Below are 13,761 nucleotides of genomic sequence, written 5' to 3'. Positions count from 1 at the left end.
ACATGGCAAAGCAAGGTGCCGATCAGGCCGGTGACTGGAATGGTCAAAGCGGGGAGCGCTGGGTCGCCAACCAGGCCCGGCTCGACGCTATGGTGGCGGTATTCGGCCAGGCCGCGATAGAAGCCGCTGCGCCCGCGACGGGTGAGCGCGTGCTGGACATCGGCTGCGGCGCGGGCGCGTCGAGTCTGGCTCTCGCAGCCCGTGTCGGCGCAGGGGGCCAAGTGCTGGGCGTGGACATATCCGAACCGCTGATCGGCCGAGCGCGCGCGCTTGTGCAACAGGATACGCCGGCCCTGTTCCAGGTGGCCGACGCCAGCAGCGCCGAGCTTCCCGAGGGCGCGTTCGACGTCCTGTTCTCGCGTTTCGGAGTGATGTTCTTCGACGATCCGATAGCGGCGTTCGCCCACATGCGACGCGCGCTCCGGCCCGGTGGGCGGGTCGCTTTCGTCTGCTGGCGCGGCGCGGCCGAGAACGATTGGGTGCGCCTGCCGGTGGGCGCGCTCAAGGGCATCGTCCCGCCGAGCGCGCTACCCGATCCCGAAGCGCCCGGCCCGTTTTCGTTCGGCGACCGGGGGCGCGTGGCATGCATCCTGACGGCGGCCGGCTTCACCGATATCGCTATCGCACCCTTCGACGCTTCCGTCCCGTTCGGCGAGGGCGTGACGCGGGACGCTGCGATCGACGACGCGGTGAAGATGACGCTTGAGGTCGGCCCGTTGTCGCGTGCGCTCGCAGATCAGCCCGACGACATCCGCGCCCGCGCCTCGGCCGCAGTTCGTGCTGCCTTCGCGGGCCTCCCCGGCGAGCGGTCGGTGATGATCAACGGCGCGGCGTGGATCGTCATTGCACGCAATCCAGTAAGCTGACAGGTGACGTCGACTGATGTGTCAGAACCGGCAATTCCTCGTGTCTCGGGGAGGGCCTACCTTGAGCGCCGAACGGCCGGAATGCGGCACTGATTGGCCATTGAGGGCGAAAAGAGCAGTGGCTCTTGATGGTCGAGAGCAGGATTTCCAAGTTGGCACCCGATAGCCGACAGATGGAAACGCAAGAGCAGCATTCTGGATGCTGTCAGTTACGGCAGCCCCCGGCCACTACCTGTCGTTATTCGTTCCGTAGGATCGGCCATTCGGGCGACTGATACGCTCTGAGAGCTGCGGGTCACACAACTTCTGTACTTCGGCCAAACCGGACATTCAGTTACCAATAGACCAACGGCTGCCTTCCTTCAGAAAGCAGCCGTCACAGCGCATTGACTTAGTCGCGGTAGCTGATACCGTTTGGTCCTGCCCCTACCTGGTACGTGTTGACCACACTGTGTTGACGGTTGTCGATCACCGACACCGAGCCAGCCTCGATATTGCTGACGAAAACATACTGCCCGTCGCTGCTGATGGCCACACCGTGTGCACCGGGGCCTGTTTTCACCTCTGCAATGGTCTTGCCAACTGCCGGGTCGACAACCGATACGCGGTCATCCGGTTGCTTGCTGCTGCCCTGGTTGGCTACGAATACCTTGCTGCCGTCCGGGGTGGCGTACATCTGAATCGGGTTGCGGCCAACCTTGATCTTGCCAGTCAGCTTGCGGCTGGCGGTGTCGATCAGGCCCAGCGCGTTTTCGGCGCTGAGCGACACATAGGCCTGCTTGCCATCGGCGGCAAACCCCACCTGCACCGGGGCGTTGCCCACGGCGATGCGCCCGGTTTCCTGCAGGCTGGTCACGTCGATCACCGATACGCTGTCACTCTTCACGTTGGCCACGTACAGGCTGCTGCCGTCCGGGCTCAGGCGCAGGCCGTGCGGATAGCTACCGGTCTTGATGGTGGCGATCTGCCGCCGGCTTGCCAGCTCGTAGACCTGCACCGCGTTGTTATCGGCATCGGTGACAAAGGCCAGTTTGCTGTCACGATCGGTGACGACATGGCCCGGATGCCCGGCCACCGGCAGCACCATGCTCGGCTTTCCGGCCAGCGGCAGCTCGAACACCTGCAGCTCGCCGCCGCCCTGGCCACTGCCATGGTGGCCGGCATGGATGTTCATGCCCACCGCCAGCAGGTGCTTGCCGTCGGTACTGACCTGTACATTGTGCGGGGAAATCTCCAGCGGGATGGTGGTGACACTACCGTCTGCCAGCGTGATCTGACTGATGGAGTTGCCACGCTCGTTTGCCGTAAACACGGTGCCGGATGGCGCCGCCAGTGCGGAGGTGGCGGCCAGCGAAAAGGCGAGCAGCAGTGATGCGGGAATAAGCTTGCGCATGAGGGGTTCCTTTAATGATGGGGTATCTGCCCCTTGGCGGGGATGAAGGCGGGGGTGTGTTGTCGGTAGGATTGATAGCGCTCGCCAAACTGCGCCAGCATGTCGGCCTCTTCGTGCCGCGCAAGGCGAGAGTAGATCCAGACCAGAATCGGGAACATCAGCAAGGTCACCAAGGTTGGCCACTGCAGCAGGAAACCGAACATGATGATGACGAAGCCGACGTATTGCGGATGGCGAATGCGGGCGTAGGGGCCCGCCGTCGCCAGCTCATGCCGGCGCTGGGCGTGATACAGCACACGCCAGGCGGCGGCCAACAGCCAGAAGCCGGCAAAAATCAGCACGGTGCTGAGCAGGTGGAATGGCCCCCAGTGCGGGTTGCCACGCCAACCGAACATCACCTCCAGCAGGTGACCATTGTCGTGCGACATGAAATCGACACCGGGATAATGGCTGCCCAGCCAGCCGGACAGCAGGTAGATGGTCAGCGGGAAGCCGTACATCTCGGTAAACAGCGCCACGATAAAGGCGGAAAACACGCCCAGCGAGCGCCAGTCCCGTGCCGACTTGGGTTTTGTGAAGCTGAAGGCGAAGATGATGAAGACCAGCGAGTTGATCAACACCAGTCCCCATAATCCGTAGGCCTGCATGTGCTCGTTCATGGCTGTTCTCCATCCTTGTCTTGATGATGGTGACGTGGCGCCCCGCCATGGTGATGACCGTGGCCGTGATGCATGAACAGGTGCATCAGCGGGCAGGCCAGCAGCAACAGATACGGCAGCGCGCCCAATACATGCGCCCGGTGCTCGGTGAACAGCAAGAAACCGGCCACCAGTACAAAGCCGATGAAGACCCAGTGGCTGCGCTTGCTGTGCGGATCATGGTGTTCAGGCATGTCAGACTCCTTTGCCATGCGGGCTGTCATGCTCATCCGGTTTGTTGGCGGCGACTGCCGCATCAATCTCGGATTCCGCCTGCCGTGTCAGCCGGTAGCTCAGCCAGATCACGCCCCACGGGCATGCGGCCAACAGTAGTGCCAGCAACAGCGTGGCAAGCGATAAGCCGAAACGCAGCAGCACGAACGCCATGATGGCGAGCGCCAGCAGCGCGCAGAGTTGATAGGCTCGCGCCTTCATGATGTCGCTCCTTCGCCCTGGGTACTGATCGGCACCCGCTTGAGCAACGCCGAGTTGACGATGACCGACAGCGAGCTCAACGCCATGGCGGCGCCGGCCACCATCGGGTTCATGAAACCCAGGGCCGCGATGGGGATGCCGATGCTGTTGTAGATGAAGGCCCAGAACAGGTTCTGCTTGATCTTGCGCATGGTGGCGCGGGACAGGCGGATGGCGTTTTCCACGTCACGGACATCGTTGCGAATCAGGATGATTCCGCCGGTTTCCTTGGCCACGTCAGAGCCGGAGCCAATGGCGATACCGATGTCGGCAGTCGCCAGCGCCGGGGCATCGTTGACGCCATCGCCCACCATCGCCACCACCTCGCCTTCCTGTTGCAGCTGCTGGATAACCTTGACCTTGTCCTCCGGCAGCACTTCGGCAATCACCCTTTCGATCCCCAGCTGCCGGGCAATGGCGTCTGCAGTACGCTGGTTGTCACCACTGAGCATGACCACCTTGATGTGCTGCTGCTTGAGCAGGGCAATGGCTTCGCTGGCTTCGGGCTTCAGCGTGTCGGCCACGGCGATGATGCCAATCAGCTTGTCGGCATAGCCCACCAACATCGCTGTCTTACCGTTTTGCTCCAGGCTGCGCATGGCGTCATCTGCCACACCGGTGGCGATGCCCTGCTGGGACAGTAGCCGCCGGTTACCTAGCCAAACGGGTAAACCATTGACCTGGCCGCGAATGCCCAAGCCGGCTAGACCGGTAATGGCGCTAGCTTCCGGCAAGCTCAGCTGGCGATGGGCGGCCTCCCGTACAATCGCCTCGCCCAGCGGGTGCTCCGAGCCTGTTTCCACCGCCGCCGCCAGGCGCAGCACGTCCAGCTCGTCGTGCACATCAAACGGTACGATGTCGGTCACCGTCGGTTCGCCACGGGTAAGGGTACCGGTCTTGTCAAAGACCACGCAGCTGAGCTTCTCCGCCCGCTCCAGCACTTCGCCGCCACGGATCAGCATGCCGCTGTCAGCCCCTTTGCCGACACCCACCATCAGCGCCGCCGGGGTCGCGATACCCAGCGCACACGGGCAGGAGATGATCAGTACCGCGATGAAGGCCAGCAGTCCCTGCGGGAAGTCGCCGGCCAGCCACCAGCCGACAAAGGCCAGCACCGCCACGCTGATCACGGCCGGCACAAAGTAGCGGGTGACCTCGTCTGCCAGCCGCTGGATGTGGGCGGTGCTGGTCTGCGCTTCTTCCACCATGCGGATGATCTGCGCCAGCGCGGTATCGGCGCCGATGCGGGTGGCGCGGAAGCTGAACACGCCGGCCCGGTTCAAGGTGCCGCCAATCACGGTGTGACCGGGCTGCTTTTCCACCGGCATGGATTCGCCGGTCAACATCGACTCATCCACCGTGGACTGGCCGGAAATGACTTCGCCGTCGGTCGCGATCTTCTCGCCGGGCTTCACCACCACGGTTTCCCCGACCATGATGCTGCCGGCCGGAATCTCTAGCTCCTGACCATCGCGCAGCACATGGGCCGTGGCAGGCTTGAGGTCCAGCAGCCGGCGTACGGCGGCGGAAGATTTCTTCTTGATGATTTCTTCCATGTAACGCCCCAAAAGCACGAAGGCGATAATCACGGCGGAGACTTCAAAGTACACGTCGCGCTCGGCTACTTTGATCGGCAGCACGTCCGGAAAGAACATCACCACCACGCTGTAGAAGTACGCCACCGAGGTACCCAGCGCGATCAGGAAGTCCATGTTGATGTTGCCGGTGCGCAGCGTATTCCAGGCACCGCGATAAAAGGTCCAGCCGCCGATGAACTGCACCGGGGTCACCAGCAGGAACAACCACATTCCCCAGGTGAACCACGGCAGATTGGGAATGGGCGCCCAGCTCAAAAGCGTGGCACCGGTCGCCAGCCCGAGGAAGGCGCCGGCGCGCAGCACGGCCAGCGCCAGCACCCCGGTCATGGCGATGGCGACGCGGGTCTTCATCGACTTGAGTTCGTTCTCCGGCGACTCGAAGGTGCGCAGGCAGGTCTCGCTGCAGAAGTAGTAGCTGCGCCCGCCGCGTTCGCTTTTCAGCGCGGTGGCCTTGTTGACCAGCATGCCGCAGATCGGGTCTTTGGCTTTTTCTCCTGGCTCGATTGCAGCGCTTGCGGGGGCATGCTGCTGATGTTGCGACCCAGCCGTCGGCCCCGTATCGGCAGGTGCCGCCGCATAGCGCGCGGGCGCAGCCACAAACTGCTGCTGGCAGTGAGCAGAGCAAAACCAGTAATCCTGCCCGGCATAGCGATAGTTGGCCGCAGCCTTGCTGCTGTCCACTGTCATGCCACATACCGGGTCTTTGACGCTAGCCATGCTTCACTCCTTGTCCGGTGGCGCACAGTGCGCCTGGTGCTTACTGCAGCGCGCCAGACACTGGCTCACCCAGCTGAATACCGTGCCAGTGACAAAACCCCACACCACCAGCACCGTCAGCGGGAAGAAAAAATCCCCCAGGCTAAATGGTGTCGGTGTTTTGAGCCTGCCAAAGTCCAGTCCGTGAAACAGGGCGTTCAGGAAGGCAACGCCTTGCTCCGGCCACAGCCGGTACAACAGGGCGCAAACGGTGTAACTGATTGCCATGGTGATCGCGAGGCTGCGACCGGTATGCCAGTGTGAGGACTTCATCGGGATACTCCTGCGAGAGGGCGGGTGAGCGCGTGGGGCGTGCGCGCTATTCGTGCCACGCCCCACCTGCTGGTGCCCGATTTACTGCATGGGCATCATGCCGCCTGATTGCCCCATCATCTGCTGCATCATGTCCATCATCTTCATGCGCTGGTCCATCATCACCTTAGCGTCTGCGGCCCCCGCGCCCATGCCCTGACACGGCATCATGCCTTTGGCCATCATGTCTTTATCCATGCTCTGCATCATGGCCATGCCCTCCTGCATTGACTGCATCTGCTCAGCCATGAGCTTTTGCCGTTCTTGTGGCGTCTTCGCCGCCATCATCTTGTCGTGCATGGTGCGCATCTTCTGCATCTGCATTTCCATGTTGGCAGGGCTTGCTGGCATCGGTGGCTGTGCGGCCCAGGTTGGCGTGGCCAGCGCCAGTAGCAGCAGTGCCGCAGACCAGGTTTTCTGGTTTTTCATGATTGGATTCCTTAAACGTGAGAACGGATGGTTTTCGCGCAACAGGCGCGAGTGAAGTCGCTACGAGGCAGGGCGTCGTAGTGGTGTGAATGCAAAGCGAGCTAATTGTTGAAGCGCAGGAACAGCAGATGTGGGCGGGGTGGTGTGCCACCGGGAGTGGCAGGGGAATTCAGACGTGTGACGATGGCAGGTGATAGAAGCAGCAATGGCGGCAGCAGGAACCAGGCAATCAGCAGTACAGACAGCAGGGAGGGCATCGCAAAGCTGACGTCACCCTTGGCGATGGGGGCGGAAAGCGTCTGGCAGGCTTGTTCGCACAGGGAGGACTCGTCATGAGTTCCGGCATGGTCAGTTGCCGTCAGTTGCAGGGTTTGCAAGGTTCCCGGCGTGGCAAAGCGATGGGTGGTTTCCTGCGCTTGCCCCTGACAACCAAGCAGCACGCCAAACGCAAACACCAGACACCATGTCGCCACTAACAGGCGACACAGTTGCCGGGTTCTTGTTTGGGTGAGGCGCATGATGACAGGCTCTCATAAACGTTAATAGCACTATAGACCGCAGCTCACCAACCGGGCTTGATGACAGTCAATCACTTCTGGCGGGCATGGTCAGCTTTTCCGCGCCCGCTGGTTTACCGCATCGTGCTGGGCGCGTATCTCGCCAGGCCATTGGCTTTTTATCCACGACAGTGCAGCAACAATATCGGCATCGCTCAGTGTGCCCTCATAGATGGGCATGGCCGACTGGTAGTCCGGCATATTGGCTACCTTGGCAACGCCGTACTTGGTCAGCTCAAACAGCATCTCGTCCGGATGGTGCCAGGTATGCCCGGTCTCGTTGTGTGGCGGCGCCGGCAACATGCCCAGCGCATTGCGTTCGCGCCAGTTGGGCTGGCCCTCCAGCTTGCCGCCATGGCAGCTGGCGCAATTGGCCAGGTAAACCTGTTTGCCACGCGCCACCAGGGCGGCATCGTCCGGCTGCAGCGTGAGCGATGCCGGCGCAGGCCGGCTGCCGGTATACAGGTAGGCACCCAGGCCTGCGGCCAGCAGGGCGACGGTGATGACTGGGAGGAGGACTTGCTTGCGGGTAAGTGACGGCATGGTTGTATGGTCGGCATCATAGGGAATAAGACATGGCCGGGTCGCCCCGGCCATGCGCATCAGCTGGCGGGCTGAATCTCGGTCACCAGCATCTTGCCGTCTTCATGGCTGACCATGAAGCGGATCCTGTCACCCACCTTGACCTTGTCCAGCAGCGCCTTGTCCCTGGCGGTGAACACCATGGTCATGCCAGGCATGTCCATATGCTGGATCGGGCCATGCTTGATGGTGATCTTGCCGGCTGCCGGGTCGATCTTGCGGACTTCGCCATCGGTCAGCATCGCCATGCTGCTGGCGGTAGCCGGTTGAGAGGCATGGGCAAGGGGGCTGAGGGTAGCCATCCCCAGGGTGGTGGCAAGAATCAGTGCGCGGATAGTCATGTTGTCATGCTCCAGAAGTGTGAAAACGGTGTTGCGGCCAACCTGCGGTAGCAAGCTGGCCACGAAGCAGCATTATTTTTTTGCCACCTTGATCTGCCCCTTCATACCGGCATCGTAGTGGCCCGGATGCAGGCAGGCGAAGTTGACCGTACCCGCCTTGCTGAAGTGCCAGATCACCTCGCCTTTGGCACCCGGAGCCAGCGATACTTTGCTGGGCTCGTCGTGCTCCATGTCCGGGAATTTCTTCATCACTTCGTAGTGTTCCAGCAGTTCCTGCTCGGTGCCCAGACTGAACTCGTGCTTTACCTTGCCCAGGTTTTTCACCACGAAGCGGATGGTCTCCCCTTGCTTCACAGTGATCAGCGGTGCGGAAAAACGCATGTTGTCGGACATGTCGACCTGAATGGTGCGGGTGACATTGGCGGTCTTGCCCGGCTGGCCAATGGCGCTTTCACCGTGGCTGCCCGCGTGGGTGCCGGCGGCGATGGCCGGGGCAATGCTCAGACCGGCCAATAGCGTGGTAATGAGAAGGCGGTGGGTGGTTTTCATGCAGTTCATTCCTGATGGTGATGTGGGGTTAATGCTGTTCCGGGTGTATCCCCGGCTTTTTGGCTTTGACCGTGGTTGCGGTGGCTGCTTGCGGGTTGGGCGCAGCTTGTTGCCGCGGTGGCGTCTGCAGTTCGCCGCTGTATTCGTAGGCAACGGTACCAGCGGGGTGCTGGAACCAGCCCGGATCCTTGTAGTTGCCGGCCGGCTGGTCCTTGCGTACTTTCAGCACGCTGAACATGCCGCCCATTTCCAGCGGGCCGAATGGCCCCTGCCCGGTCATCATCGGCGCGGTGTTGTCGGGGATGGGCATCTCCATCTCGCCCATGTCGGCCATGCCGCGCTCGCCCATCAGCATGTAGTCCGGTGCCACCTGCTGGATCTTGCCCACCAGCCCGCGGTGATCGACGCCGATCATGGTCGGCACATCGTGCCCCATGGCGTTCATGGTGTGGTGGCTCTTGTGGCAGTGGATCGCCCAGTCGCCCTCCTCGTCGGCGATGAACTCCAGCTGCCGCATCTGGCCGACCGCCACGTCGGTGGTGACCTCATGCCAGCGGCTGGATTTCGGCGTCGGCCCGCCATCGGTGCCGGTGACCTGGAATTCATGGCCGTGCAGATGGATCGGGTGGTTGGTCATGGTCAGGTTGCCGACCCGGATACGCACCTTGTCGCCCAGGCGCACATTCAGCGAATCGATGCCCGGAAAGATGCGGCTGTTCCACGCCCAGATATTGAAGTCGGTCATGGTATTGACCTTGGGCGTCTTGCTGCCCGGCTCCACGTCGAAGGCGTTGAGCAGGAAGCAGAAGTCGCGGTCCACCTCGTCGATCAGCGGGTGTTTGCCCTTGGGGTGCGTCACCCAGAAGCCATGCATGCCCATCGCCATCTGCACCATTTCGTCGGCATGCGGGTGATACATGAAGGTGCCGGGGCGCCGTGCCACGAACTCGTAAACGAAGGTTTTGCCAGGCTTGATGCTGCGCTGGGTCAGGCCGGATACGCCATCCATGCCGTTGGGCAGGCGCTGGCCGTGCCAGTGGATGCTGGTATGTTCCGGCAGCTTGTTGGTGACGAAAATGCGCACGCGGTCGCCTTCCACCACTTCGATGGTCGGGCCCGGACTCTGGCCGTTGTAACCCCACAGTTGCGCAGTAAAGCCCGGCGCCATCTCGCGTTCTACCGGCTCGGCGACCAGGTGGAACTCCTTGACGCCGTTGTTCATGCGCCAAGGCAAGGTCCAGCCGTTCAGGGTGACCACCGGGTTGTACGGGCGGCCGCTTTCCGGCATCAGCGGCGGCGCGGTTTCCACCGATGTCTGGATCACCGCCTCCGGCAGTGCGGCCAGCGCCGAACGCGCCACGGTGGCGCCGACCACGGCGGTGGCCGCCCCGGCGAAGAACTGGCGACGGGATTGATTGATGCTCATGGATAGTCCTTTCAATGACCCGCCGCGGCAGGGCTGTCGCCGCCGCCTGCGGCCAACGTTACAAAGCTTTCCGGCACGTGGCCCAGCAGCAGCAACTGCAGGTCCGCCTCGGCCAGCCAGAAATCACGCACGGCGGTGATGGCCTCCACACGAGCCTCGGCCAGTGCCCGGGATTCGGCCAACAGATCCCAGGTGTTCAGCCGCATGCCGTTGTAGCGCAGCACGGTTTCGTCGTAGATGAACTGCCGCAGCTTGAGCATGTCTTGCTGGCTGCTGCTGGCGAGGGCGAAAGCCGTGCGATAGGCGCTATAGGCCAGCTCGGCATTGGCGCGCATCGTGATGTGTTCGCTCGCGGGGAGCGTGGCAGCCATGATCTCCAGACGGTTCTGGAAGGCTTGTTCGGACAGGGTGGATGTCGGCAGCGCCGGCAGACCCGGCGGCAGGCTGACTGTCTGTGATGGGCGACGCGTCCACTGCTGCAAGGCTTTCAGCACCGCGGCCCGACTTTGATCGGCTGCGTATTGACTACGCTGCCACTGCTGCATGGCGCTCACCTTCAACAGCTGCTCCCTGGCATCCTGCAGCTTGCTCCAGTTGCCGGTCCGCGCCATGCGGGCACCCAGCTCCGCCGCCGCCTCTGCCGCCTGTAGCGCTTGCTGCTGGTAGGGCAGTGCCTGCTCAAGCGCCATCGCGGCCAACAGCGTTTTGCGGGTGCCATGCGCGACTTCGATGAGCTCTGCGGCGTCTTCGATCCTGCGCAGCTTGACGGCGGACAAGGCCTGCCACTGGCCGCTGGCCAGCAAGCCAGCCTCCTCCGCGCCCAGTTGGGCCAGGGGCTTGGCCAGCTCCGGATGGGCTTGCCAGGCCAGCTGCACACCGTCGGCAAGCGTACTCAGCACCAGCGTGGCAGGTTTGGCAGAATCGGGAGTGGCGGCGGCGAGATGCGCCTGCTCCCACTTCAATACATCAGCGTGGCCGCGCGGAAACTCGGCGACCTGCCGGTTGGCCTGCCGCCATTCGCTCTCTGGGGGCTGCTGTGCCTGTGCCACACCGACCAGCAGTGGCAAGGCGGCAAGCAGCATTCTTGGTTTGTTCATGCTCCGGTCTCCTTCCCGGCCAACACGCGGTAAATCTGGCAGCATGGCGGGAATACAGGTTCTGACTTTGGTGCAAGCAGTGTGGCGGGCTTAGTCCAACAGCAAACTGACGAGCAGATTACAAATCTGTCATCTGGCGCATCGATGGGCTGACAGTGGCAAACTGTCAGGACTGCTACAGGAAAATGGCGATGAAGATTCTGATTGTCGAAGACGAGATCAAGACCGGCGAGTACCTGCGCCAGGGCTTGCGGGAGGCGGGCTTTACCGTGGATCTGGCGCATGACGGCCAGGAAGGGCTGCATCTGGCGCTGGAAGGGGAGCACGATCTGCTGATTCTGGACGTGATGTTGCCGGGCATGAACGGCTGGCAGGTGCTTACCCAACTGCGGCTGCGACACAAGACCATGCCGGTGCTGTTCCTGACCGCCCGCGACCAGGTGGAAGACCGGGTCAAGGGGCTGGAGCTGGGCGCGGACGACTACTTGGTAAAGCCGTTTTCCTTTGCCGAGCTGCTGGCGCGGGTGCGCACCATCCTGCGCCGTGGCCGTGGCACGGTAGAGGCCACCACCCTGCAGATCGCCGGCCTGGAGCTGGACCTGCTGCGCCGCCGCGTCAGCCGCGATGGTAAGCGCATCACCCTCACCGCCAAGGAATTCGGCCTGCTGGAGCTACTGATGCGCCGCCATGGCGAGGTATTGCCGCGCAGCCTGATTGCCTCGCAGGTGTGGGACATGAATTTCGACAGCGATACCAATGTGATCGACGTAGCTGTGCGCCGGCTGCGGGCAAAAGTGGATGACGGCTTCGAGCCGCGGCTGATCCACACCGTGCGCGGCATGGGCTACGTGCTGGAAGTACCGGAGCCGGACGCATGAGGCAGCGCCTTTCCCTGACGGCACGACTGACCCTGCTCTACGCGCTGGTTTCCGTGCTACTGCTGACCGGGCTGGGCGTGCTGGTCGGCGTGATGATGGACCGCCACTTTGCCGAGCAGGATGCCGACGACCTGCGCGACAAGCTGGGGCTGATCCGCGAGGTGATGAGCACTTCGCCCGATATCGCCACGCTGGCCGACCGGCTGGACGACGTGGTACACAACCACCGCGACCTGTACGTGCAATTGCAGCGGCTGGGCTACCCGGTGTATGCCTCCCAATCCCCGGCGGCGTTCCACTTCCCCGCCGTCGATGCGGCCGCGAACCGGCAGATGGTGAGCTGGCAGTACGGCAACGCCAACTATCATGGCATGTGTAGTAGCGGCAGACTGGCCGACGGTGGTCGCACCGAGCTGACCATCTGTGCAGCGATCGACACCGGACGGCATGAGCATTTCATGCAGATGATAGGCCGGTCACTGGCGGTCTACATCCTGCTGTCGGCACTGCTGGGCGGCGTGCTGGCCTGGTGGGTGGCGCACAACGGTCTGGCGCCGCTGCGCGCCATGAAGGCCAGGGCGCAAGCCATTACCGGACAGCAACTGGATACCCAGATGCCGGTGGCGTCGGTACCGCCGGAAATGGCCGACCTGGCCGAATCGCTGAACGCCATGCTGCGCAGGCTGCAGGAGGATTTTCGCAAGCTGTCGGAGTTTTCCTCCGACCTCGCACATGAGTTGCGCACCCCGATCAGCAACCTGCTCACCGAGACCCAGGTCGCCATTGCCCAGCCGCGCAGCGCCGACGAATACCGCGACATTCTGGCCTCCAATGCCGAGGAGTTTCAGCGACTGGCGCGCACGGTGTCGGATATGCTGTTCCTGGCCAAGGCCGAGCACGGACTGGTGCTACCCAGCCGGGAGCGGATTGCCATCGAGGACGAAGTAGCTGCGCTGCTGGAGTTCTACGATGCGCTGGCGGAAGAAAAAGCCATCCGTCTGCAGCAAAGCGGCAGCGGCCAGTTGCTGGGAGATCGGCTGATGCTGCGCCGTGCGCTGAGCAACCTGCTCTCCAATGCGCTGCGTCATGCCCCGGCCGGCAGCGTGGTGACCATCGACATCGCGCAGCAGGATGATGGCAGCACGGTACGGGTGTGCAATGCCGGCAGCGGCATACCACCGGAGCAACTGCCACGGCTGTTCGACCGCTTCTTCCGCGCCGATCCTGCCCGCGTGGCCGGTGAATCCGATGGCGCCGGGCTGGGGCTGGCCATCACCCGCTCGATTGCAGAAGTGCACGGTGGCCGCGTCAGCGTTACCTCGACCGACAACAGCACCTGCTTCACGCTGTGGTTTCCCGCTCAGTCGCCGGTTGCGGGGTGAGCCGTATCCGCATGGTGAGCACACTGCCCGCCATGCCCCTCGGCCAGCCCCTGCAGGATGGGGCAATCCGGCCGACTGTCGCCGGAGCAGGCATCGGCCAAGGTCTGCAGGGTATTGCGCATGTCGCTGAGCGCCCGGATGCGTTCATCCAGCTCGGTAATATGGCTTGCGGCCAACCTTTTGACATCGCCGCTGGCGCGGCCGGTGTCCTGCCATAGCGACAGCAGCACGCGTATCTGCTCCAGCGGAAAGCCCAGGTTGCGTGCCTGGCGGATGAAACGCAGCAGGTGCACCTCGCGCTCGCTGTACTGGCGGTAACCGGACTGGGTACGCTGCCCCGGCGCAATCAGGCCGATGCTTTCGTAGTGGCGGACCATCTTGGCGGAAACGCCGCTGGCAGCAGCGGCCTGGCCGATATTCATG

General features: G+C 62.9%; 17 protein-coding genes. 3 read left to right on the top strand and 14 right to left on the bottom strand.

What is annotated here, in order from left to right; all coding sequences use genetic code 11:
* The first annotated feature begins 2 nt into the window (after positions 1 to 2).
* Entirely contained in the window at positions 3 to 866 is an 864-nt protein-coding gene (locus NOM55_RS03385) for a class I SAM-dependent methyltransferase (RefSeq protein ID WP_255907490.1), read from the top strand.
* Between the two features lie 391 nt (positions 867 to 1,257).
* On the opposite strand, the gene NOM55_RS03380 is transcribed toward NOM55_RS03385, so the two are convergent.
* The 13 genes from NOM55_RS03380 to NOM55_RS03320 form a co-directional block, all read right to left on the bottom strand.
* Entirely contained in the window at positions 1,258 to 2,259 is a 1,002-nt protein-coding gene (locus NOM55_RS03380) for a YncE family protein (protein ID WP_255907489.1), read from the bottom strand.
* 11 nt (positions 2,260 to 2,270) lie between these two features.
* A complete protein-coding gene (locus NOM55_RS03375) occupies positions 2,271 to 2,918 on the bottom strand; it encodes an isoprenylcysteine carboxylmethyltransferase family protein (protein WP_120810043.1) in 648 nt (215 codons plus the stop codon).
* A complete protein-coding gene (locus NOM55_RS03370) occupies positions 2,915 to 3,151 on the bottom strand; it encodes a DUF2933 domain-containing protein (RefSeq protein ID WP_120810044.1) in 237 nt (78 codons plus the stop codon). Before NOM55_RS03370 ends, NOM55_RS03375 begins: the two co-directional genes overlap by 4 nt.
* 1 nt (position 3,152) lies before the next feature.
* On the bottom strand, positions 3,153 to 3,392 hold the full coding sequence (locus tag NOM55_RS03365) for a hypothetical protein (protein WP_120810045.1): 240 nt from the start codon (positions 3,390 to 3,392) through the stop codon (positions 3,153 to 3,155).
* Positions 3,389 to 5,746: a heavy metal translocating P-type ATPase gene (locus tag NOM55_RS03360; protein ID WP_255907488.1), complete on the bottom strand. Its 2,358-nt coding sequence runs from the start codon at positions 5,744 to 5,746 to the stop codon at positions 3,389 to 3,391. The genes NOM55_RS03365 and NOM55_RS03360 overlap by 4 nt, the downstream gene beginning before the upstream one ends.
* A 3-nt stretch (positions 5,747 to 5,749) precedes the next feature.
* Positions 5,750 to 6,058, bottom strand: coding sequence for a DUF5676 family membrane protein (locus tag NOM55_RS03355; RefSeq protein WP_255907487.1), 309 nt, complete (start codon positions 6,056 to 6,058; stop codon positions 5,750 to 5,752).
* An 81-nt stretch (positions 6,059 to 6,139) separates the two neighbouring features.
* Complete coding sequence (locus NOM55_RS03350; RefSeq protein WP_255907486.1) at positions 6,140 to 6,526, bottom strand: hypothetical protein; 387 nt, start codon at positions 6,524 to 6,526, stop codon at positions 6,140 to 6,142.
* A gap of 101 nt (positions 6,527 to 6,627) precedes the next feature.
* Positions 6,628 to 7,044: a hypothetical protein gene (locus tag NOM55_RS03345; protein ID WP_255907485.1), complete on the bottom strand. Its 417-nt coding sequence runs from the start codon at positions 7,042 to 7,044 to the stop codon at positions 6,628 to 6,630.
* 90 nt (positions 7,045 to 7,134) lie between these two features.
* Positions 7,135 to 7,626, bottom strand: a complete 492-nt coding sequence (locus tag NOM55_RS03340) for a cytochrome c (RefSeq protein ID WP_255907484.1) — start codon at positions 7,624 to 7,626, stop codon at positions 7,135 to 7,137.
* Positions 7,627 to 7,685: 59 nt separating this feature from the next.
* Positions 7,686 to 8,006, bottom strand: a complete 321-nt coding sequence (locus NOM55_RS03335; RefSeq protein WP_255907483.1) for a copper-binding protein — start codon at positions 8,004 to 8,006, stop codon at positions 7,686 to 7,688.
* 72 nt (positions 8,007 to 8,078) lie between these two features.
* Positions 8,079 to 8,555, bottom strand: coding sequence for a cupredoxin family protein (locus NOM55_RS03330; protein WP_255907482.1), 477 nt, complete (start codon positions 8,553 to 8,555; stop codon positions 8,079 to 8,081).
* Between the two features lie 28 nt (positions 8,556 to 8,583).
* Positions 8,584 to 9,981, bottom strand: a complete 1,398-nt coding sequence (locus NOM55_RS03325; RefSeq protein WP_255907481.1) for a multicopper oxidase family protein — start codon at positions 9,979 to 9,981, stop codon at positions 8,584 to 8,586.
* An 11-nt stretch (positions 9,982 to 9,992) separates the two neighbouring features.
* On the bottom strand, positions 9,993 to 11,063 hold the full coding sequence (locus NOM55_RS03320; protein WP_255907480.1) for a hypothetical protein: 1,071 nt from the start codon (positions 11,061 to 11,063) through the stop codon (positions 9,993 to 9,995).
* A gap of 206 nt (positions 11,064 to 11,269) precedes the next feature.
* On the opposite strand from NOM55_RS03320, the gene NOM55_RS03315 reads away from it, so the two are divergent.
* Together NOM55_RS03315 and NOM55_RS03310 are read left to right on the top strand one after the other, a co-directional pair.
* Positions 11,270 to 11,956 carry a heavy metal response regulator transcription factor gene (locus tag NOM55_RS03315; RefSeq protein ID WP_255907478.1) on the top strand — a complete coding sequence of 229 codons (687 nt, stop codon included), beginning with the start codon at positions 11,270 to 11,272 and terminating at the stop codon, positions 11,954 to 11,956.
* The gene (locus NOM55_RS03310; protein ID WP_255907476.1) at positions 11,953 to 13,338 is read left to right on the top strand and encodes a heavy metal sensor histidine kinase; all 1,386 of its coding nucleotides are present in this window, start codon (positions 11,953 to 11,955) and stop codon (positions 13,336 to 13,338) included. Before NOM55_RS03315 ends, NOM55_RS03310 begins: the two co-directional genes overlap by 4 nt.
* Here the strand turns inward: NOM55_RS03310 and cueR are convergent.
* Complete coding sequence (gene cueR / locus NOM55_RS03305) at positions 13,317 to 13,760, bottom strand: Cu(I)-responsive transcriptional regulator (RefSeq protein WP_255907475.1); 444 nt, start codon at positions 13,758 to 13,760, stop codon at positions 13,317 to 13,319. The two genes, NOM55_RS03310 and cueR, sit on opposite strands and share 22 nt — an antisense overlap.
* Position 13,761 lies beyond the last annotated feature (1 nt).

Origin of the sequence: Vogesella sp. AC12 (assembly GCF_024437575.1) — a bacterium.
GTDB classification, from domain to species: domain Bacteria; phylum Pseudomonadota; class Gammaproteobacteria; order Burkholderiales; family Chromobacteriaceae; genus Vogesella; species Vogesella indigofera.
This window is presented reverse-complemented; position numbering and strand designations above follow the sequence as displayed.

What these genes read in the sequence shown, in the direction of transcription:
- NOM55_RS03385 (WP_255907490.1), top strand. Translation starts at nt 3, where the DNA reads ATGGCAAAGCAAGGTGCCGATCAGGCCGGTGACTGGAATGGTCAAAGC.
- NOM55_RS03380 (WP_255907489.1), bottom strand. Translation starts at nt 2,259, where the DNA reads ATGCGCAAGCTTATTCCCGCATCACTGCTGCTCGCCTTTTCGCTGGCC.
- NOM55_RS03375 (WP_120810043.1), bottom strand. Translation starts at nt 2,918, where the DNA reads ATGAACGAGCACATGCAGGCCTACGGATTATGGGGACTGGTGTTGATC.
- NOM55_RS03370 (WP_120810044.1), bottom strand. Translation starts at nt 3,151, where the DNA reads ATGCCTGAACACCATGATCCGCACAGCAAGCGCAGCCACTGGGTCTTC.
- NOM55_RS03365 (WP_120810045.1), bottom strand. Translation starts at nt 3,392, where the DNA reads ATGAAGGCGCGAGCCTATCAACTCTGCGCGCTGCTGGCGCTCGCCATC.
- NOM55_RS03360 (WP_255907488.1), bottom strand. Translation starts at nt 5,746, where the DNA reads ATGGCTAGCGTCAAAGACCCGGTATGTGGCATGACAGTGGACAGCAGC.
- NOM55_RS03355 (WP_255907487.1), bottom strand. Translation starts at nt 6,058, where the DNA reads ATGAAGTCCTCACACTGGCATACCGGTCGCAGCCTCGCGATCACCATG.
- NOM55_RS03350 (WP_255907486.1), bottom strand. Translation starts at nt 6,526, where the DNA reads ATGAAAAACCAGAAAACCTGGTCTGCGGCACTGCTGCTACTGGCGCTG.
- NOM55_RS03345 (WP_255907485.1), bottom strand. Translation starts at nt 7,044, where the DNA reads ATGCGCCTCACCCAAACAAGAACCCGGCAACTGTGTCGCCTGTTAGTG.
- NOM55_RS03340 (WP_255907484.1), bottom strand. Translation starts at nt 7,626, where the DNA reads ATGCCGTCACTTACCCGCAAGCAAGTCCTCCTCCCAGTCATCACCGTC.
- NOM55_RS03335 (WP_255907483.1), bottom strand. Translation starts at nt 8,006, where the DNA reads ATGACTATCCGCGCACTGATTCTTGCCACCACCCTGGGGATGGCTACC.
- NOM55_RS03330 (WP_255907482.1), bottom strand. Translation starts at nt 8,555, where the DNA reads ATGAAAACCACCCACCGCCTTCTCATTACCACGCTATTGGCCGGTCTG.
- NOM55_RS03325 (WP_255907481.1), bottom strand. Translation starts at nt 9,981, where the DNA reads ATGAGCATCAATCAATCCCGTCGCCAGTTCTTCGCCGGGGCGGCCACC.
- NOM55_RS03320 (WP_255907480.1), bottom strand. Translation starts at nt 11,063, where the DNA reads ATGCTGCTTGCCGCCTTGCCACTGCTGGTCGGTGTGGCACAGGCACAG.
- NOM55_RS03315 (WP_255907478.1), top strand. Translation starts at nt 11,270, where the DNA reads ATGAAGATTCTGATTGTCGAAGACGAGATCAAGACCGGCGAGTACCTG.
- NOM55_RS03310 (WP_255907476.1), top strand. Translation starts at nt 11,953, where the DNA reads ATGAGGCAGCGCCTTTCCCTGACGGCACGACTGACCCTGCTCTACGCG.
- cueR (WP_255907475.1), bottom strand. Translation starts at nt 13,760, where the DNA reads ATGAATATCGGCCAGGCCGCTGCTGCCAGCGGCGTTTCCGCCAAGATG.